The sequence below is a fragment of the Klebsiella sp. K-3 genome, from assembly GCF_051207495.1.
Classification (GTDB): domain Bacteria; phylum Pseudomonadota; class Gammaproteobacteria; order Enterobacterales; family Enterobacteriaceae; genus Klebsiella; species Klebsiella aerogenes.
In genome coordinates this window covers 1-26,034 of record NZ_JBPNXF010000023.1, presented here as the reverse complement: position 1 = coordinate 26,034, position 26,034 = coordinate 1, and the positions used below count along the sequence as shown (strand labels likewise).

Here is a 26,034-nt window from a genome sequence, read left to right as displayed (position 1 = left end):
TGTAGCTAAAGTTCTGGGCTAATTCGTTAGCTTTGAATTAAAAAGGGCGCTTCGGCGCCCTTTTTGCTGTCTATGATTTGGTGATAAGCCGCGATGGTTTAAATATTCATAAAGTGCGCCACTACGGATAATTAATAAACAGCCTATTGTAATCATAACTATTCTCATTTAAACTTTGTGCATAAATTGAACGGGAGTTTATATGTACGTTTGTTTGTGCAATGGCGTAAGCGATAAAAAAATCCGTCAGGTTGTGCGTCAATTTCAACCGCAATCTTTTCAACAATTACGCAAATTTATTCCCGTTGGAAATCAATGCGGTAAGTGCGTCCGCGCGGCACGTGAAGTGATGGAAGATGAATTAACCAGCATGCCGGAATTCAAAGAAATCGCCTGATCGCGACCCTTCTCTTTTTGACATCCTTATAGCCCGGACTACGCTTCAATAAGTGGAAGCGGAGGGACTTTATAATGAAAGGTGATGTCAAAATCATAAGTTATCTCAATAAATTATTGGGAAACGAACTGGTTGCTATTAACCAGTATTTTCTTCATGCAAGAATGTTCAAGAACTGGGGCCTGATGCGCCTCAACGATATTGAATACCATGAATCTATCGATGAGATGAAACACGCCGATAAGTACATCGAGCGTATATTGTTTCTTGAAGGGCTGCCTAACCTGCAGGATCTTGGCAAACTTGGCATCGGTGAGGATGTCGAAGAGATGCTGCAGTCTGACTTACGGCTGGAGCTCGAAGGCGCGCAAAACCTGCGTGAGGCAATCGCCTATGCCGACAGCGTTCATGATTATGTCAGTCGCGATATGATGATTGAAATCCTTGCCGATGAGGAAGGCCATATTGACTGGCTGGAAACCGAGTTAGATCTGATCGGCAAAATCGGTCTGCAAAATTACCTTCAATCGCAGATCAAAGTGTCAGACTAGCGAACGTCTGCCACCCGCACCAAAAACCCGCTGCAGTCAGAAATGGCCCAAACGGCAGCGGGTTGTTCAAACCCCATCGTTGTTGCTTACTCCTCCTGAACAACGCCAATGTCATCCATGTCATCCCGGCAAGCAGCGATGCGGCCAACACCAGCTGCGGCAACCTCTGCCAGCCGTGCCAGGCGCCGAGGGCGGCAAGATATTTAATGTCGCCGTATCCTAATCCCTCATAGCCGCGAAACACCCTATATAGCCAGTAGAGCAGGGCAAAAATGAGATAGCCTGCAATTGCCCCCCAGACGGCATCCTCTAGCCGCTGCGGCGCCAGACACAGGTAAAAAACAAAACCGTTCCACAGCAGGGGACAGGTGAGGCTGTCAGGAAGAAGACCGCGAAGCAGGTCCTGCCGGCATAACGCCAGGGTTAATCCACAATAACAAACTAAGAAGGGGAGGACGGTAAGCATGGAACACTCCTGTTCGGGGATAATGCGCTCACATTGCTTATCGTCGCGCGTTAGCGCAACGCACATTTGTGCAAGATGGATGGCGGCTTCCTGACTTATTTATCGTGGTATTGCATTGCCGAGCGCCTGGGCGAGAAGACGCGCAAATTATGGTGATGATTTTCTAATCAGCACTTGCGTCGCGCCTGAATTTGCGTATAATGCGCGGGCTTGTCAAAATTGACGGCCGGTTCGATATGAGCCCTGGTAGCGCAGTTTGCTACCTAACAATGTTCCCAATCGGGGAACTCTGTAAGAACGGTTACACTCTCCCATCAATCGTAATGGGTATGAGGAGTAATCATTTCGTCTATAAAATAATTGGAGCTCTGGTCTCATGCAGAACCAAAGAATCCGTATCCGCCTTAAAGCGTTTGATCATCGTCTGATCGATCAATCAACCGCGGAAATCGTCGAGACTGCTAAGCGCACTGGTGCGCAAGTCCGTGGTCCGATCCCGCTGCCGACCCGCAAAGAGCGTTTCACCGTTCTGATCTCTCCGCACGTCAACAAAGATGCGCGTGATCAGTACGAGATTCGTACTCACAAGCGTCTGGTTGACATCGTTGAGCCAACTGAAAAAACCGTTGATGCTCTGATGCGTCTGGACCTGGCTGCCGGTGTAGACGTGCAGATCAGCCTGGGTTAATCAGGTCATCGAGCGATTGAGAGGTTGATACAATGATTGGTTTAGTCGGTAAAAAAGTGGGTATGACCCGCATCTTCACTGAAGATGGCGTCTCTATCCCAGTAACCGTTATCGAAGTTGAAGCAAACCGCGTTACTCAGGTCAAAGATCTGGCTAACGATGGCTATCGCGCTATTCAGGTTACCACTGGTGCTAAAAAAGCTAACCGTGTAACTAAGCCGGAAGCTGGTCACTTTGCTAAAGCTGGCGTAGAAGCTGGCCGCGGCCTGTGGGAGTTCCGTCTGGCAGATGGTGAAGAATACACCGTTGGTCAGAACATTAGCGTTGAACTGTTTGCTGACGTTAAAAAAGTTGACGTAACCGGTACCTCTAAAGGTAAAGGTTTCGCTGGTACCGTTAAGCGCTGGAACTTCCGTACCCAGGACGCTACCCACGGTAACTCCTTGTCTCACCGCGTTCCGGGTTCTATCGGTCAGAACCAGACTCCGGGCAAAGTGTTCAAAGGCAAGAAAATGGCAGGTCAGCTGGGCAACGAACGCGTTACTGTTCAGAGCCTGGACGTAGTACGTGTTGACGCTGAGCGCAACCTGCTGCTGGTTAAAGGTGGTGTTCCGGGTGCAACCGGCTGCGACCTGATCGTTAAACCAGCTGTGAAGGCGTAAGGGGATAGCAATGGAATTAGTATTGAAAGACGCGCAGAGCGCGCTGACTGTTTCCGAAACTACCTTCGGTCGTGATTTCAACGAAGCGCTGGTTCACCAGGTTGTTGTTGCTTATGCAGCTGGTGCGCGTCAGGGTACTCGTGCTCAGAAGACTCGTGCTGAAGTAACTGGTTCAGGCAAAAAGCCATGGCGCCAGAAAGGTACCGGCCGTGCGCGTTCAGGTTCTATCAAGAGCCCGATCTGGCGTTCCGGTGGCGTAACCTTCGCTGCTCGTCCGCAGGACCACAGTCAAAAAGTTAACAAGAAGATGTACCGCGGCGCGCTGAAAAGCATTCTGTCCGAACTGGTACGTCAGGATCGTCTGATCGTTGTCGAGAAGTTCTCTGTAGAAGCGCCTAAAACTAAGCTGCTGGCTCAGAAACTGAAAGACATGGCTCTGGAAGATGTGCTGATCATCACCGGTGAGCTGGACGAGAACCTGTTCCTGGCCGCACGTAACCTGCACAAGGTTGACGTACGCGATGCGACTGGTATCGACCCGGTTAGCCTGATCGCCTTCGACAAAGTCGTAATGACTGCTGATGCTGTTAAGCAAGTTGAGGAGATGCTGGCATGATTCGTGAAGAACGTCTGCTGAAGGTGCTGCGCGCACCGCACGTTTCTGAAAAAGCGTCTACTGCGATGGAAAAAACCAACACCATCGTTCTCAAAGTTGCTAAAGACGCGACCAAAGCAGAAATCAAAGCTGCTGTGCAGAAACTGTTTGAAGTCGAAGTCGAAGTCGTTAACACCCTGGTAGTTAAAGGGAAAGTTAAACGTCACGGACAGCGTATCGGTCGTCGTAGCGACTGGAAAAAAGCTTACGTCACCCTGAAGGAAGGCCAGAATCTGGACTTCGTCGGCGGCGCTGAGTAAGTCGGAGGAGTAATACAATGGCAGTTGTTAAATGTAAACCGACATCTCCGGGTCGTCGCCACGTTGTTAAAGTGGTCAACCCAGAGCTGCACAAGGGCAAACCTTTTGCTCCGCTGGTTGAAAAAAACAGCAAATCCGGCGGTCGTAACAACAATGGCCGTATCACCACTCGTCATATCGGTGGTGGTCACAAGCAGGCTTACCGTATTGTTGACTTCAAACGCAACAAAGATGGTATCCCGGCAGTTGTTGAACGTCTTGAGTACGATCCGAACCGTTCCGCGAACATCGCGCTGGTTCTGTACAAAGACGGTGAGCGCCGTTACATTCTGGCCCCGAAAGGCCTGAAAGCTGGCGACCAGATTCAGTCTGGCGTTGATGCTGCAATCAAAGCAGGCAACACCCTGCCGATGCGCAATATCCCGGTTGGTTCTACCGTTCATAACGTAGAAATGAAACCAGGTAAAGGCGGTCAGCTGGCTCGTTCCGCTGGTACTTACGTTCAGATCGTTGCTCGTGACGGTGCTTATGTCACCCTGCGTCTGCGTTCTGGTGAAATGCGTAAAGTCGAAGCAGACTGCCGCGCTACTCTGGGCGAAGTTGGCAATGCTGAGCATATGCTGCGCGTTCTGGGTAAAGCAGGTGCTGCACGCTGGCGTGGTGTTCGTCCTACCGTTCGCGGTACTGCGATGAACCCAGTCGATCACCCACATGGTGGTGGTGAAGGTCGTAACTTTGGTAAGCACCCGGTATCCCCGTGGGGCCTGCAGACCAAAGGTAAGAAGACCCGCAGCAACAAGCGTACTGATAAATTCATCGTACGTCGCCGTAGCAAATAATTTTAGAGGATAAGCCATGCCACGTTCTCTCAAGAAAGGTCCTTTTATTGACCTGCACTTGCTGAAGAAGGTAGAGAAAGCGGTGGAAAGCGGAGACAAGAAGCCCCTGCGCACTTGGTCCCGTCGTTCAACGATCTTTCCTAACATGATCGGTTTGACCATCGCTGTCCATAATGGTCGTCAGCACGTTCCAGTCTTTGTTTCCGACGAAATGGTTGGTCACAAACTGGGTGAATTCGCACCGACTCGTACTTATCGCGGCCACGCTGCTGATAAAAAAGCGAAGAAGAAATAAGGTAGGAGGAAGAGATGGAAACTTTAGCTCAACATCGCCATGCTCGTTCTTCTGCTCAGAAGGTTCGCCTTGTAGCTGACCTGATTCGCGGTAAGAAAGTGTCGCAGGCCCTGGATATTCTGACCTACACCAACAAAAAAGCTGCTGTACTGGTCAAGAAGGTACTGGAATCTGCCATTGCTAACGCTGAACACAACGATGGCGCTGACATTGATGATCTGAAAGTTGCGAAAATTTTCGTAGACGAAGGCCCGAGCATGAAGCGCATTATGCCGCGTGCTAAAGGTCGTGCAGATCGCATCCTGAAGCGCACCAGCCACATCACTGTGGTTGTGTCCGATCGCTGAGACTCTGGAGACTAGCAATGGGTCAGAAAGTACATCCTAATGGTATTCGCCTGGGTATTGTCAAACCATGGAACTCTACCTGGTTCGCGAACACCAAAGAATTCGCTGACAACCTGGACAGCGATTTTAAAGTACGTCAGTTCTTAACTAAAGAGCTGGCTAAAGCGTCTGTATCTCGCATCGTTATCGAGCGTCCGGCTAAGAGCATCCGTGTGACCATTCACACTGCTCGCCCGGGTATCGTTATCGGTAAGAAAGGCGAAGACGTAGAAAAACTGCGCAAGGTCGTAGCGGATATCGCTGGCGTTCCTGCACAGATCAATATTGCCGAAGTTCGTAAGCCTGAACTGGACGCTAAATTGGTTGCTGACAGCATCACTTCTCAGCTGGAACGTCGCGTTATGTTCCGTCGTGCTATGAAGCGTGCTGTACAGAACGCAATGCGTCTGGGCGCTAAAGGTATCAAAGTTGAAGTTAGCGGCCGTCTGGGCGGCGCGGAAATCGCACGTACCGAATGGTACCGTGAAGGTCGCGTACCGCTGCACACTCTGCGTGCTGACATCGACTACAACACCTCTGAAGCGCACACCACTTACGGTGTAATCGGCGTTAAGGTATGGATCTTCAAAGGTGAGATCCTGGGTGGTATGGCTGCTGTTGAACAACCGGAACCGGCTGCTCAACCTAAAAAGCAGCAGCGTAAAGGCCGTAAATAAGGAGCGTCGCTGATGTTACAACCAAAGCGTACAAAATTCCGTAAAGTGCACAAAGGCCGCAACCGTGGTCTGGCGCAGGGTACGGATGTTAGCTTCGGCACTTTCGGTCTGAAAGCTGTTGGCCGTGGTCGTCTGACTGCACGTCAGATCGAAGCAGCACGTCGTGCTATGACCCGTGCAGTTAAGCGTCAAGGTAAGATCTGGATCCGTGTATTCCCGGACAAACCGATCACCGAGAAGCCGCTGGAAGTTCGTATGGGTAAAGGTAAAGGTAACGTGGAGTACTGGGTTGCCTTGATTCAGCCGGGTAAAGTCCTTTATGAAATGGACGGCGTACCGGAAGAGCTGGCCCGTGAAGCATTCGGCCTGGCAGCAGCGAAACTGCCGATCAAAACCACCTTTGTAACTAAGACGGTGATGTAATGAAAGCAAAAGAGCTGCGTGAAAAAAGCGTTGAAGAGCTGAACGCTGAGCTGCTGAACCTGCTGCGTGAGCAGTTCAACCTGCGTATGCAGGCTGCAAGTGGCCAGCTGCAACAGACTCATCTGCTGAAGCAAGTGCGTCGTGATGTTGCACGCGTTAAGACTTTACTGACTCAGAAGGCGGGTGCGTAATGACCGATAAAATCCGTACTCTGCAAGGTCGCGTAGTTAGCGACAAAATGGAGAAATCCATTGTTGTTGCTATCGAACGTTTTGTGAAACACCCGATCTACGGTAAATTCATCAAACGTACGACCAAACTGCACGTACATGACGAGAACAACGAATGTGGTATCGGCGACAAGGTTGAAATCCGTGAATGCCGTCCACTGTCCAAGACTAAGTCCTGGACGCTGGTTCGCGTTGTAGAGAAAGCGGTTCTGTAATAGAGTACGCATTCTCAATACGAATAAACGGCTCAGCGATGGGCCGTTTATTTTTTCTACCCATATTGCAGAAGCGGTGTTATAATGCCGCGCCCTCGATATGGGGCTTTTTAACGACCCAGCTTTTGGGTCACAGTAGTAGTTGACATTAGCGGAGCACTAAAATGATCCAAGAACAGACTATGCTGAACGTCGCCGACAACTCCGGTGCACGTCGCGTAATGTGTATCAAGGTTCTGGGTGGCTCGCACCGTCGCTACGCAGGCGTAGGCGACATCATCAAGATCACCATCAAAGAAGCAATTCCGCGTGGTAAGGTCAAAAAAGGTGATGTGCTGAAGGCGGTAGTGGTGCGCACCAAGAAGGGTGTTCGTCGCCCGGACGGTTCTGTCATTCGCTTCGATGGTAATGCATGCGTTATTTTAAACAATAACAGCGAGCAACCTATCGGTACGCGTATTTTTGGGCCGGTAACTCGTGAACTTCGTAACGAGAAGTTCATGAAAATTATCTCTCTGGCACCAGAAGTACTCTAAGGAGCGAATCATGGCAGCGAAAATCCGTCGTGATGACGAAGTTATCGTGTTAACCGGTAAAGATAAAGGTAAACGCGGTAAAGTTAAAAATGTCCTGTCTTCCGGCAAGGTCATTGTTGAAGGTATCAACCTGGTTAAGAAACATCAGAAGCCGGTTCCGGCCCTGAACCAACCAGGCGGCATCGTAGAGAAAGAAGCAGCTATTCAAGTCTCTAACCTTGCTATCTTCAACGCGGCAACCGGCAAGGCTGACCGTGTAGGCTTTAGATTCGAAGACGGCAAAAAAGTCCGTTTCTTCAAATCTAATAGCGAAACTATCAAGTAATTTGGAGTAGTACGATGGCGAAACTGCATGATTACTACAAAGACGAAGTAGTCGCTAAACTCATGACTGAGTTTAACTACAATTCTGTCATGCAAGTCCCTCGGGTCGAGAAGATCACCCTGAACATGGGTGTTGGTGAAGCGATCGCTGACAAGAAACTGCTGGATAACGCAGCAGCTGACCTGACAGCAATCTCCGGTCAAAAACCGCTGATCACCAAAGCACGCAAATCAGTTGCAGGCTTCAAAATCCGTCAGGGCTATCCGATCGGCTGTAAAGTAACTCTGCGCGGCGAGCGCATGTGGGAGTTCTTTGAGCGCCTGATCACTATTGCTGTACCGCGTATCCGTGACTTCCGTGGCTTGTCCGCTAAGTCTTTCGACGGTCGTGGTAACTACAGCATGGGTGTCCGTGAGCAGATCATCTTCCCAGAAATCGACTACGATAAAGTCGACCGCGTTCGTGGTTTGGATATTACCATTACCACTACTGCGAAATCTGATGAAGAAGGCCGCGCTCTGCTGGCTGCCTTTGACTTCCCGTTCCGCAAGTAAGGTAGGGTTACTTAATGGCTAAGCAATCAATGAAAGCACGCGAAGTAAAGCGCGTGGCTTTAGCTGATAAATTCTTCGCTAAACGCGCTGAACTGAAAGCTATCATCTCTGATGTGAACGCAACCGACGAAGATCGTTGGAACGCTGTTCTCAAGCTGCAGACTCTGCCGCGTGATTCCAGCCCGTCTCGTCAGCGTAATCGCTGCCGTCAAACAGGTCGTCCGCATGGTTTCCTGCGGAAGTTCGGGTTGAGCCGTATCAAGGTCCGTGAAGCCGCTATGCGCGGTGAAATCCCGGGTCTGAAAAAGGCTAGCTGGTAATTGTCACCAATTGAATCACGGGAGTAAAGACAGATGAGCATGCAAGATCCGATCGCGGATATGCTGACCCGTATCCGTAACGGTCAGGCCGCGAATAAAGCTGCGGTCACCATGCCTTCCTCCAAGCTGAAAGTGGCAATTGCCAACGTGCTGAAGGAAGAAGGCTTTATTGAAGATTTTAAAGTTGAAGGCGACATCAAGCCGGAACTGGAACTGACTCTTAAGTATTTCCAGGGTAAAGCTGTTGTAGAAAGCATTCAGCGTGTCAGCCGCCCAGGTCTGCGCATCTACAAACGTAAAGATGAGCTGCCGAAAGTTATGGCGGGTCTGGGTATCGCAGTTGTTTCTACCTCTAAAGGTGTTATGACTGATCGTGCAGCGCGCCAAGCTGGTCTTGGTGGCGAAATTATCTGCTACGTAGCCTAATCGGAGGAAAAAATGTCTCGTGTTGCTAAAGCACCGGTCGTTGTTCCTGCCGGCGTTGACGTTAAAGTCAACGGTCAGGTTATTACGATCAAAGGTAAAAATGGCGAGCTGACTCGTACTCTCAACGATGCTGTTGAAGTTAAACATGCAGATAATGCTCTGACCTTCGGTCCGCGTGATGGTTACGTAGACGGATGGGCTCAGGCTGGTACCGCGCGTGCCCTGCTGAACTCAATGGTTATCGGTGTTACCGAAGGCTTCACTAAAAAGCTTCAGCTGGTTGGTGTAGGCTATCGTGCAGCGGTTAAAGGGGATGTAGTAAACCTGGCTTTAGGTTTCTCTCATCCTGTTGAACATAAGCTGCCGGCCGGTATCACTGCAGAATGCCCGACTCAAACTGAAATCGTGCTGAAAGGCGCTGATAAGCAGGTGATCGGTCAGGTTGCAGCAGATCTGCGCGCCTACCGTCGTCCTGAGCCTTACAAAGGCAAGGGTGTTCGTTACGCCGACGAAGTCGTGCGTACCAAAGAGGCTAAGAAGAAGTAAGGTAACACTATGGATAAGAAATCTGCTCGTATCCGTCGTGCGACCCGCGCACGCCGCAAGCTCCAGGAGCTGGGTGCAACTCGCCTGGTGGTACATCGTACCCCGCGTCATATTTACGCACAGGTAATTGCTCCGAATGGTTCTGAAGTTCTGGTAGCTGCTTCTACTGTAGAAAAAGCTATCTCTGAACAACTGAAGTACACCGGTAACAAAGACGCGGCCGCAGCTGTGGGTAAAGCTGTTGCTGAACGCGCTCTGGAAAAAGGCATCAAAGATGTTTCCTTTGACCGTTCCGGGTTCCAATATCATGGTCGTGTCCAGGCACTGGCAGATGCTGCCCGTGAAGCTGGCCTTCAGTTCTAAGGTAGAGGTGTAAGATGGCTCACATCGAAAAACAAGCTGGCGAACTGCAGGAAAAGCTGATCGCGGTAAACCGCGTATCTAAAACCGTTAAAGGTGGTCGTATTTTCTCCTTCACAGCTCTGACTGTAGTTGGTGACGGTAACGGTCGCGTAGGTTTTGGTTACGGTAAAGCGCGTGAAGTTCCAGCAGCGATCCAGAAAGCGATGGAAAAAGCCCGTCGCAATATGATTAACGTCGCGCTGAATACTGGCACCCTGCAGCACCCGGTTAAGGGTACTCACACGGGTTCTCGTGTATTCATGCAGCCGGCTTCCGAAGGTACCGGTATCATCGCCGGTGGTGCAATGCGCGCCGTTCTGGAAGTCGCTGGGGTTCGTAACGTTCTGGCTAAAGCATATGGTTCCACCAACCCGATCAACGTGGTTCGTGCAACTATTGATGGCCTGGAAAATATGAAGTCTCCAGATATGGTCGCTGCCAAGCGTGGTAAATCCGTTGAAGAAATTCTGGGGAAATAAACCATGGCAAAGACTATTAAAATTACTCAAACCCGCAGTGCAATCGGTCGTTTGCCGAAACACAAGGCAACGCTGCTTGGCCTGGGTCTGCGTCGTATTGGTCACACCGTAGAGCGCGAGGATACTCCTGCTGTTCGTGGTATGGTCAACGCGGTTTCCTTCATGGTTAAAGTTGAGGAGTAAGAGATGCGTTTAAATACTCTGTCTCCGGCCGAAGGCTCCAAAAAGGCGGGTAAACGCCTGGGTCGTGGTATCGGTTCTGGCCTCGGTAAAACCGGTGGTCGTGGTCACAAAGGTCAGAACTCTCGTTCTGGCGGTGGCGTACGTCGCGGTTTCGAGGGTGGTCAGATGCCACTGTACCGTCGTCTGCCGAAATTCGGCTTCACTTCTCGTAAAGCGATGATCACTGCAGAAGTTCGTCTGTCTGATCTGGCTCACGTAGAAGGCGATGTGGTAGACCTGAACACGCTGAAAGCGGCTAACATTATCGGTATCCAGATCGAGTTCGCGAAAGTGATCCTGTCTGGTGAGGTAACTCGTCCGGTAACTGTTCGTGGCCTGCGCGTGACTAAAGGCGCTCGTGCTGCTATCGAAGCTGCTGGCGGTAAAATTGAGGAATAAGTAGCAGATGGCTAAACAACCGGGATTAGATTTTCAAAGTGCCAAAGGTGGAATTGGCGAACTGAAACGCAGACTTTTGTTTGTTATCGGTGCGCTGATTGTGTTCCGTATTGGCTCTTTTATTCCGATCCCTGGTATTGATGCCACTGTACTTGCCAAACTGCTTGAGCAACAGCGAGGCACCATCATTGAAATGTTTAACATGTTCTCTGGTGGTGCTCTCAGCCGTGCTTCTATCTTTGCTCTGGGGATCATGCCGTATATTTCGGCGTCGATCATTGTCCAGCTGCTGACCGTTGTTTATCAACCGCTGGCAGAACTGAAGAAAGAAGGGGAGTCTGGTCGTCGTAAGATCAGCCAGTACACCCGCTACGGTACTCTGGTGCTGGCTATATTCCAGTCGATCGGTATTGCTACCGGTCTGCCGAATATGCCTGGTATGCAGGGCCTGGTGATTAATCCGGGCTTTGCATTCTATTTCACCGCTGTTGTTAGTCTGGTCACAGGGACTATGTTCCTGATGTGGCTCGGCGAACAGATCACCGAACGCGGTATCGGAAACGGTATCTCGATCCTGATCTTCGCCGGGATCGTTGCGGGACTCCCGCCGGCCATCGCCCATACTATCGAGCAAGCGCGTCAAGGCGACCTGCACTTCCTCCTGTTGCTGTTGGTTGCAGTATTAGTATTTGCAGTGACCTTCTTCGTTGTATTCGTTGAACGTGGTCAACGCCGCATTGTGGTAAACTACGCTAAGCGTCAACAGGGTCGTCGTGTCTATGCTGCACAGAGCACACATTTACCGCTGAAAGTGAATATGGCGGGGGTAATCCCGGCAATCTTCGCTTCCAGTATTATTCTGTTCCCGGCGACCATCACGTCATGGTTCGGGGGCGGTACTGGTTGGAACTGGCTGACAACAATTTCGCTGTATTTGCAGCCTGGGCAACCGCTTTATGTGTTACTCTATGCGTCTGCAATCATCTTCTTCTGTTTCTTCTACACGGCGTTGGTTTTCAACCCGCGTGAAACAGCAGATAACCTGAAGAAGTCCGGTGCATTTGTACCAGGAATTCGTCCGGGAGAACAAACGGCGAAGTATATCGATAAAGTAATGACCCGCCTGACTCTGGTCGGTGCGTTGTATATCACTTTTATCTGCCTGATCCCGGAGTTCATGCGTGATGCAATGAAAGTGCCGTTCTACTTCGGTGGAACCTCGCTGCTTATTGTTGTCGTCGTGATTATGGACTTTATGGCTCAAGTGCAAACTCTGATGATGTCTAGTCAGTATGAGTCTGCATTGAAGAAGGCGAACCTGAAAGGCTACGGCCGCTAACTGGTCGCCCGAGAAGTTACGGAGAGTAAAAATGAAAGTTCGTGCTTCCGTCAAGAAATTATGCCGTAACTGCAAAATCGTTAAGCGTGATGGTGTCATCCGTGTGATTTGCAGTGCCGAGCCAAAGCATAAACAGCGCCAAGGCTGATTTATTCGCATATTTTTCTTGCAAAGTTGGGTTGAGCTGGCTAGATTAGCCAGCCAATCTTTTGTATGTCTGTACGTTTCCATTTGAGTATCCTGAAAACGGGCTTTTCAGCATGGTACGTACATATTAAATAGTAGGAGTGCATAGTGGCCCGTATAGCAGGCATTAACATTCCTGATCAGAAACATACCGTAATTGCTTTAACCGCAATTTTTGGTATCGGCAAGACCCGCTCTAAAGCCATCTGCGCTGAAACGGGTATCGCTGAAAATGTTAAGATCAGTGAGCTGTCTGAAGAACAGATTGATTCTCTGCGTGAAGCAGTAGGTAAATTTGTCGTTGAAGGTGATCTGCGCCGTGAAATCACCCTGAGCATCAAGCGTCTGATGGACCTTGGTTGCTACCGTGGTTTACGCCATCGTCGTGGTCTTCCGGTTCGCGGTCAGCGTACTAAGACCAACGCACGTACCCGTAAGGGTCCGCGTAAACCGATCAAGAAATAATCGGGGTGATTGAATAATGGCAAAGGCACCAGTTCGTGCACGTAAGCGTGTAAGAAAACAAGTCTCTGATGGCGTGGCTCATATCCATGCTTCTTTTAACAACACCATCGTTACCATTACCGATCGTCAGGGTAACGCGCTGGGTTGGGCAACAGCCGGTGGTTCCGGTTTCCGTGGTTCTCGCAAATCCACTCCGTTTGCAGCTCAGGTTGCAGCAGAGCGTTGCGCAGAAGCCGTAAAAGAATACGGCATCAAGAATCTGGAAGTTATGGTTAAAGGTCCGGGTCCAGGTCGCGAATCTACTATTCGTGCACTGAACGCCGCTGGTTTCCGCATCACTAATATTACTGATGTGACTCCGATCCCTCATAACGGTTGTCGTCCGCCGAAAAAACGTCGCGTATAACGCCTCGTTTCTAGGATTGTTGGAGAAAGAAAATGGCAAGATATTTGGGTCCTAAGCTCAAGCTGAGCCGTCGTGAGGGCACTGACTTATTCCTTAAGTCTGGCGTTCGCGCGATCGATACCAAGTGTAAAATTGAACAAGCTCCTGGCCAGCACGGTGCGCGTAAGCCGCGTCTGTCTGACTATGGTGTGCAGTTGCGTGAAAAGCAAAAAGTTCGCCGTATGTACGGTGTGCTGGAGCGTCAGTTCCGTAACTACTATAAAGAAGCAGCACGTCTGAAAGGCAACACCGGTGAAAACCTGTTGGCTCTGCTGGAAGGTCGTCTGGACAACGTTGTATACCGTATGGGCTTCGGCGCCACTCGTGCTGAAGCACGCCAGCTGGTTAGCCACAAGGCTATCATGGTAAACGGTCGTGTTGTTAACATCGCTTCTTATCAGGTAAAAGCGAATGACGTTGTTAGCATCCGTGAGAAAGCGAAAAAGCAATCTCGCGTGAAAGCCGCTCTGGAGCTGGCTGAGCAGCGTGAAAAGCCAACCTGGCTGGAAGTTGATGCTGGCAAGATGGAAGGTACGTTCAAGCGTCAGCCGGAGCGTTCTGATCTGTCTGCGGACATTAACGAACACCTGATCGTCGAGCTTTACTCCAAGTAAAGCTTAGTACCAAAGAGAGGACACAATGCAGGGTTCTGTGACAGAGTTTCTAAAACCGCGCCTGGTCGATATCGAGCAAGTGAGTTCGACGCACGCCAAGGTGACCCTTGAGCCTTTAGAGCGTGGCTTCGGCCATACTCTGGGTAACGCACTGCGCCGTATTCTGCTCTCATCGATGCCGGGTTGCGCGGTGACCGAGGTTGAGATTGATGGTGTACTGCACGAGTACAGCACCAAAGAAGGCGTTCAGGAAGACATCCTTGAAATCCTGCTCAACCTGAAAGGGCTGGCGGTGAGAGTTCAGGGTAAAGATGAAGTCATCCTTACTTTGAATAAATCTGGCATTGGCCCTGTGACTGCAGCCGACATTACCCACGACGGTGATGTCGAAATCGTCAAGCCGCAGCACGTGATCTGCCACCTGACCGATGAGAACGCATCTATTAGCATGCGCATCAAAGTTCAGCGCGGTCGCGGTTATGTGCCGGCTTCTGCCCGAATTCATTCGGAAGAAGATGAGCGCCCAATCGGCCGTCTGCTGGTCGACGCCTGCTACAGCCCTGTAGAGCGTATTGCCTACAATGTTGAAGCCGCGCGTGTTGAGCAGCGTACCGACCTGGACAAGCTGGTCATCGAGATGGAAACCAACGGCACAATCGATCCTGAAGAGGCGATTCGTCGTGCGGCAACCATTCTGGCTGAACAACTGGAAGCTTTCGTTGACTTACGTGATGTACGTCAGCCGGAAGTGAAAGAAGAGAAACCAGAGTTCGATCCGATCCTGCTGCGCCCTGTTGACGATCTGGAATTGACTGTCCGCTCTGCTAACTGCCTCAAGGCAGAAGCTATCCACTATATCGGTGATCTGGTACAGCGTACCGAGGTTGAGTTGCTGAAAACGCCGAACCTGGGTAAAAAATCTCTTACCGAGATTAAAGACGTGCTGGCTTCACGTGGTCTGTCTCTGGGCATGCGCCTGGAAAACTGGCCGCCGGCAAGCATTGCTGACGAGTAACCGGATCACAGGTTAAGGTTTTACTGAGAAGGATAAGGTCATGCGCCATCGTAAGAGTGGTCGTCAACTGAACCGCAACAGCAGCCATCGCCAGGCTATGTTCCGTAACATGGCAGGTTCGCTGGTTCGTCATGAGATCATCAAGACGACCCTGCCGAAAGCGAAAGAACTGCGTCGCGTAGTTGAGCCGCTGATTACTCTTGCCAAGACTGATAGCGTTGCTAATCGTCGTCTGGCATTCGCCCGCACTCGTGATAACGAGATCGTGGCAAAACTGTTTAACGAGCTGGGCCCGCGTTTCGCGAGCCGCGCCGGTGGTTACACTCGCATTCTGAAGTGTGGCTTCCGTGCAGGCGACAACGCGCCGATGGCATACATCGAGCTGGTTGATCGTGCTGAGCTGAAAGCAGAAGCTGCTGCAGAGTAATCTGTAGTAACGTAAAAAAACCCGCCCCGGCGGGTTTTTTTATATCTACCGCAATCCCACTTCACTACACTATCTGTACTCTTTTTGTTCATCCCTGGGAGCCGTATAATGTGGTTACTGGACCAGTGGGCGGAACGCCACATCCTCGACGCACAGTCTAAAGGTGAGTTTGATAATCTGACGGGCAGCGGCGAACCGCTGGAGCTGGATGATGATTCACACGTGCCTCCGGAGCTGCGCGCCGGCTATCGTTTATTAAAAAACGCCGGCTGCTTACCACCGGAGCTTGAGTTACGTAGAGATGCCATGGCGTTGAGCGACTTACTCAAGACCGTAGAGCATGATGACCCACGGTATACCGAGTTAAACCGTCGCTTGACTCTGTTTGAACTGAAATTACGTCAGGCGGGTATGAATACCGATTTTCTACGCGGTGATTATGCCGACAGACTGTGGCACAAAATTAACGAGGAGTAGCTATGTATCGGATTGGCGAACTGGCCAAACTGGCTGATGTCACCCCGGATACCATCCGCTATTATGAAAAGCAGCAAATGATGGATCACGATATTCGCACTGAAGGCGGTTTTCGCCTCTATTCGGATAACGATCTGCAGCGCCTGCGTTTTATCCGCTATGCCCGGCAATTAGGTTTCACCCTCGAATCGATCCGCGAATTATTATCGATCCGTATCGATCCCGAACATCATACTTGCCAGGAGTCTAAAGGGATCGTCCAGGCCCGGCTAAGTGAAGTCGAAGCGCGTATCAAAGAACTGGAAACGATGCGGCGTTCTCTGCAGCGTCTGAATGATGCCTGTTGCGGCACGGCGCACAGTAGCGTTTACTGCTCGATTCTCGAAGCTTTAGAGCAAGGCGCCAGCGGTAGCCATGCCGGGCGTTGATTTTTTCCGTGCGCGGATCTACACTCGCGCCGAATTCATACATTGACTGGAGTTACTATGAGTCGCTATCAGCATACCAAAGGGCAAATTAAAGATAATGCGATTGAGGCATTACTGCATGACCCATTATTCAGACAGCGGGTTGAGAAAAATAAGAAAGGGAAGGGAAGCTATCAACGTAAAGATAAACATGCGGGGCGGAATGATCGGGAGGCCAGTGGCAAGCAAGCGAATCGCTTTTTTACCACTGGCCTTCTGCTTTCTGTGTGCTGATTAAGAACGGTTGTTTTGTTCTTTTAACAGATCGCGAATTTCACTCAGTAGTACTTCTTCTTTGCTCGGCGCCGGAGCGGCAGGCGCTTCTTCTTTCTTACGGTTCAGTTTATTCATCAGTTTGATTGCCATGAAAATCGCGAAGGCAACAATGATGAAATCAAAGACGTTCTGAATAAACACACCATAATGCATGACAACGGCCGGGACATCTCCCTGCGCATCGCGTAGCGTAACGGCGAACTGTTTAAAATCGATACCGCCAATGAGCAAACCCAGCGGAGGCATAATAATATCGGCCACTAAAGACGATACAATTTTACCGAACGCCGCACCAATGATGACACCCACTGCCAAATCGACAACATTCCCGCGCATCGCGAATTCGCGGAATTCTTTTAACATACCCATTTTACTCTCCTTGAGCCAGCTGACATTGATAAGTTTATCAAATGTATTTCCATTTTCCATTGCTGTTGAATAATTGCCGGAAAATATTATCCATTGATAAATAAGGGATAATAAAAAGGCGTCTGAGCGACGCCCATTGGAATTACAGGAAGAACGGACTTGGCTGGAATAGTCTCTCAACGTCGGAGATAAATTTCTTGTCGGTCAGGAACATAATTACGTGGTCGCCTTGCTCAATACGTAAATTATTATTGGCGATCATTACGTCATTACCGCGTACCACCGCTCCAATAATCGTTCCCGGCGGCAGCTTAATTTCATCAATTGAACGGCCAACTACCCGCGAGGTGCTTTCATCGCCATGCGCGACGGCCTCAATGGCTTCGGCAACGCCGCGGCGTAGTGACGAAACACCGACAATATCAGCTTTACGTACGTGGCTCAGCAATGCAGAAATCGTGGCTTGCTGCGGAGATATAGCAATATCAATCACGCTTCCCTGAACCAGATCGACATACGCGCGACGCTGGATCAGCACCATGACCTTCTTCGCGCCCATCCGCTTGGCCAGCATTGCCGACATGATATTGGCTTCGTCATCGTTGGTGACGGCAATAAAGAGATCGACTTGATCGATATGTTCTTCCGCCAGTAACTCTTGATCCGACGCATCGCCATAAAAGACGATCGTGTTCTGCAGCTTTTCGGCAAGTTCAGCCGCGCGCTGTTGATCGCGCTCGATCAACTTCACGCTGTAGTCTTTCTCCAGGCGGTGCGCGAGACCCGCGCCGATGTTGCCGCCGCCGACCAGCATAATTCGTTTGTAGGGTTTCTCCAGACGTTGGAGTTCGCTCATTACGGCGCGAATATGTTGCGATGCGGCGATAAAGAAGACTTCGTCGCCAGCTTCTACGATGGTTGATCCCTGTGGGCGAATCGGTCGGTCGTGGCGGAAAATTGCCGCAACGCGAGTGTCGATGTGCGGCATATGTTCGCGCATCGTGGAGAGCGCATTACCGACCAGTGGCCCACCGTAATAAGCCTTCACAACGGCCAGGCTCACTTTTCCTTCGGCGAAGTTCACTACCTGCAGCGCGCCTGGATATTCGATCAGGCGGTAGATGTTATCGATGACTAACTGCTCCGGGGCGATCAGATGGTCAATCGGTACCGCTTCTGAATGGAAAAGTTTATCGGCATCGCGAACGTAGTCCGGCGAACGAATTCGGGCGATACGATTCGGCGTATTAAACAGCGAATAGGCAACCTGACAGGCCACCATGTTAGTTTCATCTGAGCTGGTCACGGCGACCAGCATATCGGCATCATCGGCGCCGGCTTCGCGCAGCACGCGCGGATGCGAACCGTGGCCCTGAACGACGCGGAGATCGAACTTATCCTGCAGACCGCGCAGACGGTCACCGTTGGTATCGACCAGGGTAATATCGTTGTTTTCGCCAACGAGATTTTCCGCCAGCGTGCCGCCTACCTGTCCGGCGCCAAGAATAATAATCTTCATCAGCAGTGACCCATTAATTCCGCTTTTTGATTAGCTTAGCGTAAAAGAAGCCATCGCCTTCTTCCGCCCCTGGCAGATTTTGCTGACCCGGGTTTTCCGGCGTTCCCGTCTCATGGAGTTCGGCATCTCTGGTACGGGTCAGGAAAGCGGCGATTTGTTGGCTGTTCTCTTCCGGCAAAATAGAGCATGTCGCATAGACCAGCGTACCGCCCGGTTTCAAATGAGCCCAGGTGGCATCGAGAATTTCTGCCTGTAATTGCGCCAGCTCGGCGATATCGCGATCCCGGCGCAGCCATTTAATATCCGGATGGCGACGGATAACGCCAGTAGCTGAACATGGCGCATCAAGCAAAATACGGTCGAACTGCTCATCGCCGCACCACTGTTCAGGATAGCGGCCATCGCCCTGTTTCACTTCTGCTTTCATGCCCAGACGTTTCAGGTTGTCATAGACACGGGACAGGCGCTGTTGGTCGATGTCGACCGCCATCAAATTCGCCTGCGGCGCGACTTCCAGAATATGCGTCGTCTTGCCGCCCGGCGCCGCGCAGAGATCGAGAATGCGCTCGCCGTTTGCCGGTTGCAAGTAGCGCATGCAGCCCTGGGCTGAGGCGTCCTGAACGGTTACCCAGCCTTTATCAAATCCTGGTAATGCATGGACCGGGGCTGGGGTCGCAAGACGGACGGCATCCGGATAGTCTGGGTGAGTGAAACCCTGTAAACCAGCGTCTTCCAGCAGTGCGAGCCATTCATCTCGCGAATGATGATTGCGATTCACGCGCAGCCACATTGGCGGACGTAGATTATTGGCTGACACAATATCCTGCCATTGTTGCGGCCAGGCCTGCTGCAGACGTTTAAGCAGCCATTTAGGATGGAGATAACGGTTCTCGTGCTGGGCGAATTCGGCCAGCAGCTCTTCCTGCTGGCGCTGGAACTGGCGTAATACGCCATTAATAAGCCCTTTAAGCTGCGGACGCTTAATTGCCACCGCGCCTTCCACCGTTTCCGCTAGCGCGGCGTGCGGGGGAATACGGGTATAGAGCAGCTGATACAGACCGACCATGATCAGGAAATGTACGGTACGCTGTTTGCCTGTCATCGGGCGGGCCATCAGCTTACCGATCAACCACTCGAGTTGGCTTAAGGTTCGCAAGACGCCAAAGCACAGTTCTTGCAGCAGCGCTTTGTCTTTCTCGCTCACTTTTTGCTGCAGTGGCGGCAGAACATTGCTTAAAGACTGGCCTTTCTCAACGACCTGCTCAATGGCCTGGGCTGCCAGGCTGCGTAAATTAATATTCTTTTTCATAAGCGCAAAAATAAAAATGCCCGGCGAACCCGGGCTTTAGAAGAGAAGTGCGTCAGGCAAGACGGTTTCCGGGGATAAACCATTCCCGGCGAGAGTTCAGTAAATCCTGGGCACTCATCGCTTTTTTCCCTGCCGGCTGCAGCGATTCCAGATTCAGAATCCCGTTGCCGGTGGCGACCTGGATCCCCTGTTTGCTTGCTGCGACGATCGTGCCTGGCTCTGCGTTGGCGGATTCTGTAATAACGGATGCACGCCACACCTTCACCGGTTGCTCATCGATCTCCAGCCAGCTCATCGGCCAGGGATTAAATGCGCGGATACAGCGTTCGAGCTGTTCTGCGGAAAGCGACCAATCAATACGGGCCTCTTCTTTACTCAGCTTCTCGGCGTAGCTGACAAGCGATTCGTCCTGAACTTCAGGCTCTGCGCTACCCTCTGCCAGCTGCGCTAAAGTCGCCAGTAGACCCTCAGGTCCAAGGTCGGCCAGCTTATCGTACAGGCTGCCGCTGGTATCTTCCGCGGTAATCGGGCAGGAGAGCTTATACAGCATGTCGCCGGTATCAAGACCGACGTCCATCTGCATGATGGTGACACCGGTTTCGGCATCGCCAGCCCATAGCGAACGCTGAATCGGCGCTGCGCCACGCCAGCGAGGAAGCAGGGAGCCGTGAACGTTAATGCAGCCCAAACGCGGCATTTCAAGAACCGCTTTCGGCAGGATCAGTCCGTAAGCCACGACGACCATAACATCGGCGTTAAGGTCGGCAACCAACTGCTGATTTTCCTGCGGACGTAGGGAGGATGGCTGGAAGACCGGTAGATTATTGGCTTCAGCCAGCACTTTTACCGGGCTCGGCATCAATTTTTTGCCGCGACCAGCAGGGCGGTCGGGCTGAGTAAATACGCCAACCACCTGATGTTCAGACGACAACAGCGCGTCAAGGTGACGCGCTGCAAAGTCGGGGGTTCCGGCGAAAATGATACGTAGTGTTTGTGACACGTTAATCCTTGTTATCAGGCACGGGCGCGTAAACGATCCAGTTTTTCAACTTTCTGACGAATGCGCTGCTGTTTGAGCGGCGACAGATAGTCAATGAACAGCTTACCGACCAGGTGATCCATTTCATGCTGGATACAGATAGCCAACAAGCCATCAGCTTCCAGTTCGAAAGCGTTGCCTTCACGGTCCAACGCGCGGATTTTTACGGTTTCGGCACGTGGAACCAGCGCACGTTGTTCCGGAATCGACAAACAACCTTCTTCAATACCGGTTTCACCGTCTTTTTCGAGTAGCTCTGGGTTGATGAGCACCAGGCGCTCTTCACGGTTTTCCGAGACATCAATAACGATAATACGCTGGTGAATATCCACCTGCGTGGCGGCCAGACCGATACCTTCTTCAGCATACATCGTGTCGAACATATCATCGACGATACGCTGAATTTCTGCATTCACTTCTTTGACCGGCTCGGCGACTTTGCGAAGGCGCTCGTCCGGAATATGTAACACTTGCAAAACTGCCATAAAGATCCAGAGTCGTATTCAGTAGTTGATAAGATTATTACCTCTATTCTAGACAAAACCCCCTCTAATTGACAGTCTCGCTAACCAATCACAAGGATTGGCTGAGCCGCTAATGGCAGGGGGAACGGATGACGCCCACGGATATTTGGTTGCGCCTGATGCGGGTGAATAACCTGTATGGCGATGAAATGGTACTGATTGCGCGACGGCTGGCTGGCGCAGGTCATTCGGATAATGAAACGTTGCGTGAAGCCGGTTTAACTAAAGCACAGGCAATACAGTTTCTTGCCTTTAAACAACAGGAGATTGACGCCTCACTGCAATGGTTAGCGCAACCAGAACATCATCTGATTTCGGCTGATCATGCACGCTATCCGCCGCAGCTACGCGCTATCGATGATTATCCCGGCGCGCTGCTGGTCTGCGGTAACGTCGATCTCCTGTGTAGCCGACAGTTGGCTATCATCGGAAGCCGCGCGCACTCGTGGTACGGCGCGCAATGGGGAAAATCCTTCAGTGAAGCGCTGGCGCAGTATGGATTGACCATTACCAGTGGTCTGGCGATGGGCATTGATGGCATCGCCCATCGCGGGGCGTTAGCGGCAACGGGAAAAACCATCGCCGTATTAGGTAACGGTCTCTCTGATGTCTACCCGCACCGGCATCGGGCTTTGGCAAAGCAGATCGTAGAAAGCGGCGGCGCGCTACTTTCCGAATTTCCTCTCTCAGCGCCACCTCTACCGGGTAATTTTCCGCGTCGCAACCGGATTATCAGCGGCTTAAGCGCAGGTGTACTGGTCATTGAGGCCGCCTTGAAAAGCGGTTCCCTGGTAACTGTTCGCTGCGCGTTGGAGCAGGGTAGAGACGTTTTTGCCCTGCCAGGATCCATTGGCAATCCTGGCTCTGAAGGGCCGCACTGGCTGATAAAGCAGGGCGCGGTTCCCGTTACCGCGCCGGAAGAGATCCTTGAACATTGGCAATACGAGCTGTCAGCGAGGAAGGATACCGCTGATTTGCTAAATAATTACGCAGATCGGCCTCCTGTAGCATTGCCATTTCCAGAGCTCCTGGCTAACGTAGGAGATGAGGTAACACCTGTTGACGTTGTCGCTGAACGTGCCGGCCAATCTGTGCCAGTAACCGTAGCCCAGCTACTTGAACTGGAGTTAGCAGGCTGGATCGCAGCTGTACCCGGCGGCTATGTCCGATTAAGGAGGGCAAGCCATGTTCGACGTACTCATGTATTTGTTTGAGACTTATATCCATAACGAAGCAGAAATGCGCGTGGATCAGGACAAACTGACGCGGGATCTGACCGATGCAGGTTTTGAGCGGGAAGATATCTATAACGCGTTAATGTGGCTCGAGAAACTGGCTGATTATCAGGAAGGTCTCGTTGAACCCATGCAGCTCGCCTCCGACCCGCTCTCTCTTCGGGTATACACCGATGAAGAGTGCCAGCGTCTGGATGCCAGCTGTCGAGGATTTTTACTCTTCCTCGAGCAGATCCAGGTGTTGAACCTCGAAACGCGAGAAATGGTGATAGAGCGCGTACTGGCGCTGGATACGGCAGAGTTTGAACTGGAAGACCTGAAATGGGTGATCCTGATGGTTCTGTTTAATATTCCAGGCTGTGAAAACGCCTATCAGCAAATGGAAGAATTACTCTTCGAAGTAAATGAAGGTATGCTGCATTAATCTTATTGCAGCAACATCGAGTTGTTATGACCAAATCAGCACTGTTTTCGGTGCGTAAAAACGAGCCCTGCCCGCAGTGCGGGGCCGAACTGGTGATTCGTTCCGGGAAACATGGCCCGTTTCTCGGCTGTTCTCACTATCCGGACTGTGACTATGTCCGTCCCCTGAAAAGCCAGGCGGATGGACATATCGTCAAGGTGCTGGAGGGGCAAGAGTGCCCATCTTGCGGCGCTGTCATGGTGTTACGCCAGGGGCGTTTTGGTATGTTCATCGGCTGCAGTCGCTATCCCGAATGCGAACATACCGAGCTGATTGATAAACCTGATGAGACCGCTATCGCGTGTCCGCAATGCGGACAGGGTCATCTGGTGCAGCGTCGCTCCCGTTTTGGTAAAACCTTTCATTCCTGCGATCGCTATCCTGATTGCCAGTTCGTAATTAATTTTAAACCGGTGGCGGGCGAATGCCCTGAATGCCATTACCCGCTATTAATAGAAAAGAAAACGGCACAAGGCGTTAAACGCTTTTGCGCCAGTAAACAATGTGGAAAGCCGATCCCGGCGGAACAAATAAGTGAATAAAAACCTGCCCTCAGAAACCGTCGCACAGGCTGTGGCGGTACTGAATAATGAACATGTCATCGCCTATCCAACCGAAGCGGTATTCGGCGTCGGTTGCGATCCGGATAGCGAAACGGCCGTGATGCGCCTTCTGGCGTTAAAACAGCGTCCTGTTGAAAAGGGATTAATTCTTATCGCCGCCAGCTTTGAACAGTTGCAACCGTATATTGATGATTCCCGGTTAAGCGACGCGCAGCGTGAAGCGATCTTTTCCTGTTGGCCCGGCCCGGTGACGTTCGTGTTCCCGGCGCGCCCGGATACCCCACGCTGGCTGACGGGGCGCTTCGATTCGCTGGCCGTGCGCGTTACTAATCATCCGCTGGTGATTGAATTATGCGAAGCCTACGGAAAACCACTGGTCTCGACGAGCGCCAACTTAACCGGGCAGCCGCCGTGTCGGACCACTGCTGAAGTACGCGCCCAGTTTGGCGATAGTTTTCCGGTGGTGGATGGCGCAACGGGCGGGCGGCAAAACCCATCTGAAATCCGTGATGCCCTGACGGGTGAACAGTTCCGCCAGGGGTAATTTATGGAAACTTATGCCGTTTTTGGTAACCCTATAGCCCATAGCAAGTCGCCTTCTATTCATCAGCTGTTTGCCAAACAGTTAGATATTGCGCACCCCTATGGTCGGGTACTGGCGCCATTAGATGATTTTGTGAATACTCTGGACGCTTTCTTCAACACAGGCGGTAAGGGCGCTAATGTGACCGTTCCCTTTAAAGAAGAAGCGTTTGCCCGCGCCGATGAACTCACTGAACGCGCCGCGCTGGCTGGCGCTGTCAATACGTTGAAGCGCCTGGAAGATGGCCGTTTGCTTGGCGACAATACGGATGGCATAGGGTTATTAAGCGATTTAGAGCGCCTGGGCTTTATCAAACCTGGTATGAGGATTTTATTGATTGGCGCAGGCGGCGCATCACGCGGCGTATTATTACCGCTGCTCTCTTTAGATTGCGCGGTCACTATTGTTAACCGTACTTTTTCCCGTGCTCATGAACTGGCAACGTTATTTGCTCATACCGGCAGCGTGAGCGCATTATCGCTGGATAAACTGGAAGGCCATCAGTTCGACCTCATTATTAACGCGACGTCCAGCGGTATCAGCGGCGATATCCCGGCAATACCATCTTCGTTGATTCATGCCGACGTTTACTGTTATGACATGTTTTATCAGAAAGGAAATACGCCATTTCTGCATTGGTGCCAACAGTATGGCGCTAAAAAACTGGCTGATGGATTAGGAATGCTGGTGGCTCAGGCCGCCCATGCCGTTCTGTTGTGGCACGGTAGACTACCGGAGATTGCCCCGGTGATTGCTGTTTTACATCAGGAACTGAATGCGTGAACCAGGCGATCCAATTTCCCGATAGAGAAGAGTGGGACGCCGAACGGCAATGCATCGTTTTCCCCGCGCTGGTCAATGGGATGCAGTTAACTTGCGCGATTCGCGGTAAGACACTGCAGCAACGGTTTGGTGGCGATGAGCCAGCGCAGTGGCTGGCTCTCTTTAGTGAACATCGCTGGGATCTGGAAGATGAAGCGGAAGCGCTGATTCGCGATCGGCAAGAAGACCATCAGGGTTGGATTTGGTTTTCCTGATCCAGGTAGTCGTCTTTCCATTTCACATAGTTGTTGGCTGAATACTTCAGGCCTGCATATTCCGCCTCCGTCAGGGGGCGGATTTGTTTTACCGGATTGCCAAAGTAGAGATATCCGCTTTCCAGACGCTTGTTTTGCGGAACCAGGCTGCCGGCGCCGATCATCACGTCATCCTCTACCACCACGCCATCCAGCAGAATTGACCCCATTCCGACAAGAATGCGATTGCCGATAGTGCAGCCGTGCAGCATGACCTTATGCCCGACGGTAACATCTTCGCCGATGAGCAGGGGATTACCCTCAGGGTTATAAGAAGACTTGTGGGTAACATGTAGGACGCTGCCGTCCTGAATATTCGAACGTGCGCCGATCGATACATAGTTCACGTCGCCGCGGATGGCGACCAACGGCCAAATGCTTACATCATCGGCAATTCTGACGTCGCCTATCACAACGCTGCTGGGATCCACCATCACCCGCAGACCGATTTGAGGGAATAATTCTTTATAAGGACGTAAATAACTGGACATGGCTGCCTCAATATCAGGGTAGATAACCAGACTTTGGAAGCTTTCTGGCGCTCCCGCAACCCCTTTTTCTGATAAAAATTGAGCTATTTGAGCAATAACAGCGCGAAAAGCGCGAAAAACCATCATTCAGAAAAAAAGATCGAAAAAAGTCTTGTGCAAAAAAATGGGATCCCTATAATGCGCACCCACTGACACGGCA

Annotated in this window: 46 protein-coding genes; 39 read left to right on the top strand and 7 right to left on the bottom strand. The window is 51.3% G+C overall.

Features of this window, described 5'->3' with window-relative positions:
• Positions 1-202 precede the first annotated feature (202 nt).
• The gene (gene bfd, locus ACSEMK_RS23715) at positions 203-397 is read left to right on the top strand and encodes a bacterioferritin-associated ferredoxin (protein ID WP_015369419.1); all 195 of its coding nucleotides are present in this window, start codon (positions 203-205) and stop codon (positions 395-397) included.
• Positions 398-471: 74 nt separating this feature from the next.
• Positions 472-948, top strand: coding sequence for a bacterioferritin (gene bfr, locus ACSEMK_RS23710; RefSeq protein ID WP_015369420.1), 477 nt, complete (start codon positions 472-474; stop codon positions 946-948).
• Here bfr and ACSEMK_RS23705 read toward each other — a convergent pair.
• Positions 932-1,414: a prepilin peptidase gene (locus tag ACSEMK_RS23705; protein ID WP_430915547.1), complete on the bottom strand. Its 483-nt coding sequence runs from the start codon at positions 1,412-1,414 to the stop codon at positions 932-934. The genes bfr and ACSEMK_RS23705 overlap by 17 nt on opposite strands.
• Before the next feature lie 376 nt (positions 1,415-1,790).
• On the opposite strand from ACSEMK_RS23705, the gene rpsJ reads away from it, so the two are divergent.
• The 31 genes from rpsJ (at position 1,791) to ACSEMK_RS23550 (ending at position 16,622) form a co-directional block, all read left to right on the top strand.
• A complete protein-coding gene (rpsJ, locus tag ACSEMK_RS23700) occupies positions 1,791-2,102 on the top strand; it encodes a 30S ribosomal protein S10 (protein ID WP_001181005.1) in 312 nt (103 codons plus the stop codon).
• Between the two features lie 32 nt (positions 2,103-2,134).
• Complete coding sequence (gene rplC / locus ACSEMK_RS23695; protein ID WP_015369422.1) at positions 2,135-2,764, top strand: 50S ribosomal protein L3; 630 nt, start codon at positions 2,135-2,137, stop codon at positions 2,762-2,764.
• Between the two features lie 10 nt (positions 2,765-2,774).
• Positions 2,775-3,380 (top strand): 50S ribosomal protein L4, encoded by a 606-nt coding sequence (gene rplD, locus ACSEMK_RS23690; RefSeq protein WP_000424395.1) that lies wholly within the window; start codon positions 2,775-2,777, stop codon positions 3,378-3,380.
• A complete protein-coding gene (gene rplW, locus ACSEMK_RS23685; RefSeq protein WP_000617546.1) occupies positions 3,377-3,679 on the top strand; it encodes a 50S ribosomal protein L23 in 303 nt (100 codons plus the stop codon). The genes rplD and rplW overlap by 4 nt, the downstream gene beginning before the upstream one ends.
• Before the next feature lie 17 nt (positions 3,680-3,696).
• Entirely contained in the window at positions 3,697-4,518 is an 822-nt protein-coding gene (gene rplB, locus ACSEMK_RS23680) for a 50S ribosomal protein L2 (RefSeq protein WP_015369423.1), read from the top strand.
• Positions 4,519-4,534: 16 nt separating this feature from the next.
• Positions 4,535-4,813, top strand: coding sequence for a 30S ribosomal protein S19 (gene rpsS / locus ACSEMK_RS23675; protein ID WP_001138115.1), 279 nt, complete (start codon positions 4,535-4,537; stop codon positions 4,811-4,813).
• A 14-nt stretch (positions 4,814-4,827) separates the two neighbouring features.
• Positions 4,828-5,160, top strand: coding sequence for a 50S ribosomal protein L22 (rplV, locus tag ACSEMK_RS23670; protein WP_002919773.1), 333 nt, complete (start codon positions 4,828-4,830; stop codon positions 5,158-5,160).
• 17 nt (positions 5,161-5,177) lie between these two features.
• Complete coding sequence (gene rpsC / locus ACSEMK_RS23665; protein WP_002919766.1) at positions 5,178-5,876, top strand: 30S ribosomal protein S3; 699 nt, start codon at positions 5,178-5,180, stop codon at positions 5,874-5,876.
• A 12-nt stretch (positions 5,877-5,888) separates the two neighbouring features.
• Complete coding sequence (gene rplP / locus ACSEMK_RS23660) at positions 5,889-6,299, top strand: 50S ribosomal protein L16 (protein WP_002919759.1); 411 nt, start codon at positions 5,889-5,891, stop codon at positions 6,297-6,299.
• Entirely contained in the window at positions 6,299-6,490 is a 192-nt protein-coding gene (rpmC, locus tag ACSEMK_RS23655) for a 50S ribosomal protein L29 (protein WP_002919754.1), read from the top strand. The genes rplP and rpmC overlap by 1 nt, the downstream gene beginning before the upstream one ends.
• On the top strand, positions 6,490-6,744 hold the full coding sequence (gene rpsQ, locus ACSEMK_RS23650; protein WP_002438707.1) for a 30S ribosomal protein S17: 255 nt from the start codon (positions 6,490-6,492) through the stop codon (positions 6,742-6,744). Before rpmC ends, rpsQ begins: the two co-directional genes overlap by 1 nt.
• A gap of 164 nt (positions 6,745-6,908) precedes the next feature.
• Positions 6,909-7,280: a 50S ribosomal protein L14 gene (gene rplN / locus ACSEMK_RS23645; RefSeq protein WP_000613954.1), complete on the top strand. Its 372-nt coding sequence runs from the start codon at positions 6,909-6,911 to the stop codon at positions 7,278-7,280.
• Positions 7,281-7,290: 10 nt separating this feature from the next.
• The gene (rplX, locus tag ACSEMK_RS23640; protein ID WP_015369424.1) at positions 7,291-7,605 is read left to right on the top strand and encodes a 50S ribosomal protein L24; all 315 of its coding nucleotides are present in this window, start codon (positions 7,291-7,293) and stop codon (positions 7,603-7,605) included.
• A gap of 14 nt (positions 7,606-7,619) precedes the next feature.
• Positions 7,620-8,159: a 50S ribosomal protein L5 gene (gene rplE, locus ACSEMK_RS23635; RefSeq protein WP_003031123.1), complete on the top strand. Its 540-nt coding sequence runs from the start codon at positions 7,620-7,622 to the stop codon at positions 8,157-8,159.
• A 14-nt stretch (positions 8,160-8,173) separates the two neighbouring features.
• Positions 8,174-8,479 (top strand): 30S ribosomal protein S14, encoded by a 306-nt coding sequence (gene rpsN, locus ACSEMK_RS23630; protein ID WP_002919667.1) that lies wholly within the window; start codon positions 8,174-8,176, stop codon positions 8,477-8,479.
• Between the two features lie 33 nt (positions 8,480-8,512).
• On the top strand, positions 8,513-8,905 hold the full coding sequence (gene rpsH, locus ACSEMK_RS23625; protein ID WP_008807048.1) for a 30S ribosomal protein S8: 393 nt from the start codon (positions 8,513-8,515) through the stop codon (positions 8,903-8,905).
• Positions 8,906-8,917: 12 nt separating this feature from the next.
• A complete protein-coding gene (gene rplF, locus ACSEMK_RS23620) occupies positions 8,918-9,451 on the top strand; it encodes a 50S ribosomal protein L6 (RefSeq protein WP_008807049.1) in 534 nt (177 codons plus the stop codon).
• 9 nt (positions 9,452-9,460) lie between these two features.
• A complete protein-coding gene (rplR, locus tag ACSEMK_RS23615) occupies positions 9,461-9,814 on the top strand; it encodes a 50S ribosomal protein L18 (protein WP_006817270.1) in 354 nt (117 codons plus the stop codon).
• 14 nt (positions 9,815-9,828) lie between these two features.
• Positions 9,829-10,332 (top strand): 30S ribosomal protein S5, encoded by a 504-nt coding sequence (rpsE, locus tag ACSEMK_RS23610; protein WP_015703641.1) that lies wholly within the window; start codon positions 9,829-9,831, stop codon positions 10,330-10,332.
• 3 nt (positions 10,333-10,335) lie between these two features.
• A complete protein-coding gene (gene rpmD / locus ACSEMK_RS23605) occupies positions 10,336-10,515 on the top strand; it encodes a 50S ribosomal protein L30 (RefSeq protein ID WP_001140434.1) in 180 nt (59 codons plus the stop codon).
• A 3-nt stretch (positions 10,516-10,518) separates the two neighbouring features.
• Positions 10,519-10,953, top strand: a complete 435-nt coding sequence (gene rplO / locus ACSEMK_RS23600; protein ID WP_015369426.1) for a 50S ribosomal protein L15 — start codon at positions 10,519-10,521, stop codon at positions 10,951-10,953.
• A 7-nt stretch (positions 10,954-10,960) separates the two neighbouring features.
• The gene (secY, locus tag ACSEMK_RS23595; protein WP_015703640.1) at positions 10,961-12,292 is read left to right on the top strand and encodes a preprotein translocase subunit SecY; all 1,332 of its coding nucleotides are present in this window, start codon (positions 10,961-10,963) and stop codon (positions 12,290-12,292) included.
• Between the two features lie 31 nt (positions 12,293-12,323).
• A complete protein-coding gene (rpmJ, locus tag ACSEMK_RS23590) occupies positions 12,324-12,440 on the top strand; it encodes a 50S ribosomal protein L36 (protein ID WP_000868187.1) in 117 nt (38 codons plus the stop codon).
• A gap of 146 nt (positions 12,441-12,586) precedes the next feature.
• Entirely contained in the window at positions 12,587-12,943 is a 357-nt protein-coding gene (rpsM, locus tag ACSEMK_RS23585; RefSeq protein ID WP_015369429.1) for a 30S ribosomal protein S13, read from the top strand.
• Between the two features lie 16 nt (positions 12,944-12,959).
• Positions 12,960-13,349 (top strand): 30S ribosomal protein S11, encoded by a 390-nt coding sequence (gene rpsK / locus ACSEMK_RS23580; RefSeq protein ID WP_004388621.1) that lies wholly within the window; start codon positions 12,960-12,962, stop codon positions 13,347-13,349.
• Positions 13,350-13,381: 32 nt separating this feature from the next.
• Entirely contained in the window at positions 13,382-14,002 is a 621-nt protein-coding gene (gene rpsD, locus ACSEMK_RS23575; RefSeq protein WP_002919224.1) for a 30S ribosomal protein S4, read from the top strand.
• A 25-nt stretch (positions 14,003-14,027) separates the two neighbouring features.
• Positions 14,028-15,017 carry a DNA-directed RNA polymerase subunit alpha gene (locus tag ACSEMK_RS23570; RefSeq protein WP_002438685.1) on the top strand — a complete coding sequence of 330 codons (990 nt, stop codon included), beginning with the start codon at positions 14,028-14,030 and terminating at the stop codon, positions 15,015-15,017.
• Between the two features lie 40 nt (positions 15,018-15,057).
• Positions 15,058-15,444, top strand: coding sequence for a 50S ribosomal protein L17 (gene rplQ, locus ACSEMK_RS23565; protein WP_004868344.1), 387 nt, complete (start codon positions 15,058-15,060; stop codon positions 15,442-15,444).
• Positions 15,445-15,552: 108 nt separating this feature from the next.
• Positions 15,553-15,921: a DUF1992 domain-containing protein gene (locus ACSEMK_RS23560; protein ID WP_430915548.1), complete on the top strand. Its 369-nt coding sequence runs from the start codon at positions 15,553-15,555 to the stop codon at positions 15,919-15,921.
• A gap of 2 nt (positions 15,922-15,923) precedes the next feature.
• Entirely contained in the window at positions 15,924-16,349 is a 426-nt protein-coding gene (zntR, locus tag ACSEMK_RS23555; protein WP_015369432.1) for a Zn(2+)-responsive transcriptional regulator, read from the top strand.
• A gap of 57 nt (positions 16,350-16,406) precedes the next feature.
• A complete protein-coding gene (locus ACSEMK_RS23550) occupies positions 16,407-16,622 on the top strand; it encodes an alternative ribosome-rescue factor A (RefSeq protein ID WP_015703639.1) in 216 nt (71 codons plus the stop codon).
• Here ACSEMK_RS23550 and mscL read toward each other — a convergent pair whose 3' ends face one another.
• The 5 genes from mscL to def form a co-directional block, all read right to left on the bottom strand.
• Positions 16,623-17,033 (bottom strand): large-conductance mechanosensitive channel protein MscL, encoded by a 411-nt coding sequence (mscL, locus tag ACSEMK_RS23545; RefSeq protein ID WP_015369434.1) that lies wholly within the window; start codon positions 17,031-17,033, stop codon positions 16,623-16,625. It abuts the gene before it with no gap.
• Positions 17,034-17,175: 142 nt separating this feature from the next.
• The gene (gene trkA / locus ACSEMK_RS23540; RefSeq protein WP_015369435.1) at positions 17,176-18,552 is read right to left on the bottom strand and encodes a Trk system potassium transporter TrkA; all 1,377 of its coding nucleotides are present in this window, start codon (positions 18,550-18,552) and stop codon (positions 17,176-17,178) included.
• A 13-nt stretch (positions 18,553-18,565) separates the two neighbouring features.
• Positions 18,566-19,861 (bottom strand): 16S rRNA (cytosine(967)-C(5))-methyltransferase RsmB, encoded by a 1,296-nt coding sequence (gene rsmB / locus ACSEMK_RS23535; RefSeq protein WP_087859641.1) that lies wholly within the window; start codon positions 19,859-19,861, stop codon positions 18,566-18,568.
• Between the two features lie 52 nt (positions 19,862-19,913).
• Entirely contained in the window at positions 19,914-20,861 is a 948-nt protein-coding gene (gene fmt, locus ACSEMK_RS23530; RefSeq protein ID WP_113375067.1) for a methionyl-tRNA formyltransferase, read from the bottom strand.
• A gap of 14 nt (positions 20,862-20,875) precedes the next feature.
• Entirely contained in the window at positions 20,876-21,385 is a 510-nt protein-coding gene (gene def / locus ACSEMK_RS23525; RefSeq protein ID WP_045397945.1) for a peptide deformylase, read from the bottom strand.
• Between the two features lie 128 nt (positions 21,386-21,513).
• Between def and dprA the strand changes: the two genes are divergently transcribed.
• Genes dprA through ACSEMK_RS23495 form a run of 6 tightly spaced genes read left to right on the top strand, consistent with a single transcriptional unit; the run spans position 21,514 to position 25,305 of the window.
• Positions 21,514-22,638 carry a DNA-protecting protein DprA gene (dprA, locus tag ACSEMK_RS23520; RefSeq protein ID WP_430915549.1) on the top strand — a complete coding sequence of 375 codons (1,125 nt, stop codon included), beginning with the start codon at positions 21,514-21,516 and terminating at the stop codon, positions 22,636-22,638.
• Complete coding sequence (gene smg / locus ACSEMK_RS23515) at positions 22,610-23,083, top strand: DUF494 family protein Smg (RefSeq protein WP_015369440.1); 474 nt, start codon at positions 22,610-22,612, stop codon at positions 23,081-23,083. Before dprA ends, smg begins: the two co-directional genes overlap by 29 nt.
• A gap of 26 nt (positions 23,084-23,109) precedes the next feature.
• The gene (locus ACSEMK_RS23510; RefSeq protein ID WP_015369441.1) at positions 23,110-23,664 is read left to right on the top strand and encodes a DNA topoisomerase family protein; all 555 of its coding nucleotides are present in this window, start codon (positions 23,110-23,112) and stop codon (positions 23,662-23,664) included.
• Entirely contained in the window at positions 23,657-24,229 is a 573-nt protein-coding gene (tsaC, locus tag ACSEMK_RS23505; protein ID WP_063421676.1) for an L-threonylcarbamoyladenylate synthase type 1 TsaC, read from the top strand. Before ACSEMK_RS23510 ends, tsaC begins: the two co-directional genes overlap by 8 nt.
• 3 nt (positions 24,230-24,232) lie before the next feature.
• Positions 24,233-25,051, top strand: coding sequence for a shikimate dehydrogenase (gene aroE, locus ACSEMK_RS23500; protein ID WP_087859645.1), 819 nt, complete (start codon positions 24,233-24,235; stop codon positions 25,049-25,051).
• Positions 25,048-25,305: a DUF1488 domain-containing protein gene (locus ACSEMK_RS23495; RefSeq protein WP_213317989.1), complete on the top strand. Its 258-nt coding sequence runs from the start codon at positions 25,048-25,050 to the stop codon at positions 25,303-25,305. Before aroE ends, ACSEMK_RS23495 begins: the two co-directional genes overlap by 4 nt.
• Here the strand turns inward: ACSEMK_RS23495 and ACSEMK_RS23490 are convergent.
• A complete protein-coding gene (locus ACSEMK_RS23490; protein WP_087859647.1) occupies positions 25,281-25,835 on the bottom strand; it encodes a gamma carbonic anhydrase family protein in 555 nt (184 codons plus the stop codon). The genes ACSEMK_RS23495 and ACSEMK_RS23490 overlap by 25 nt on opposite strands.
• Positions 25,836-26,034 lie beyond the last annotated feature (199 nt).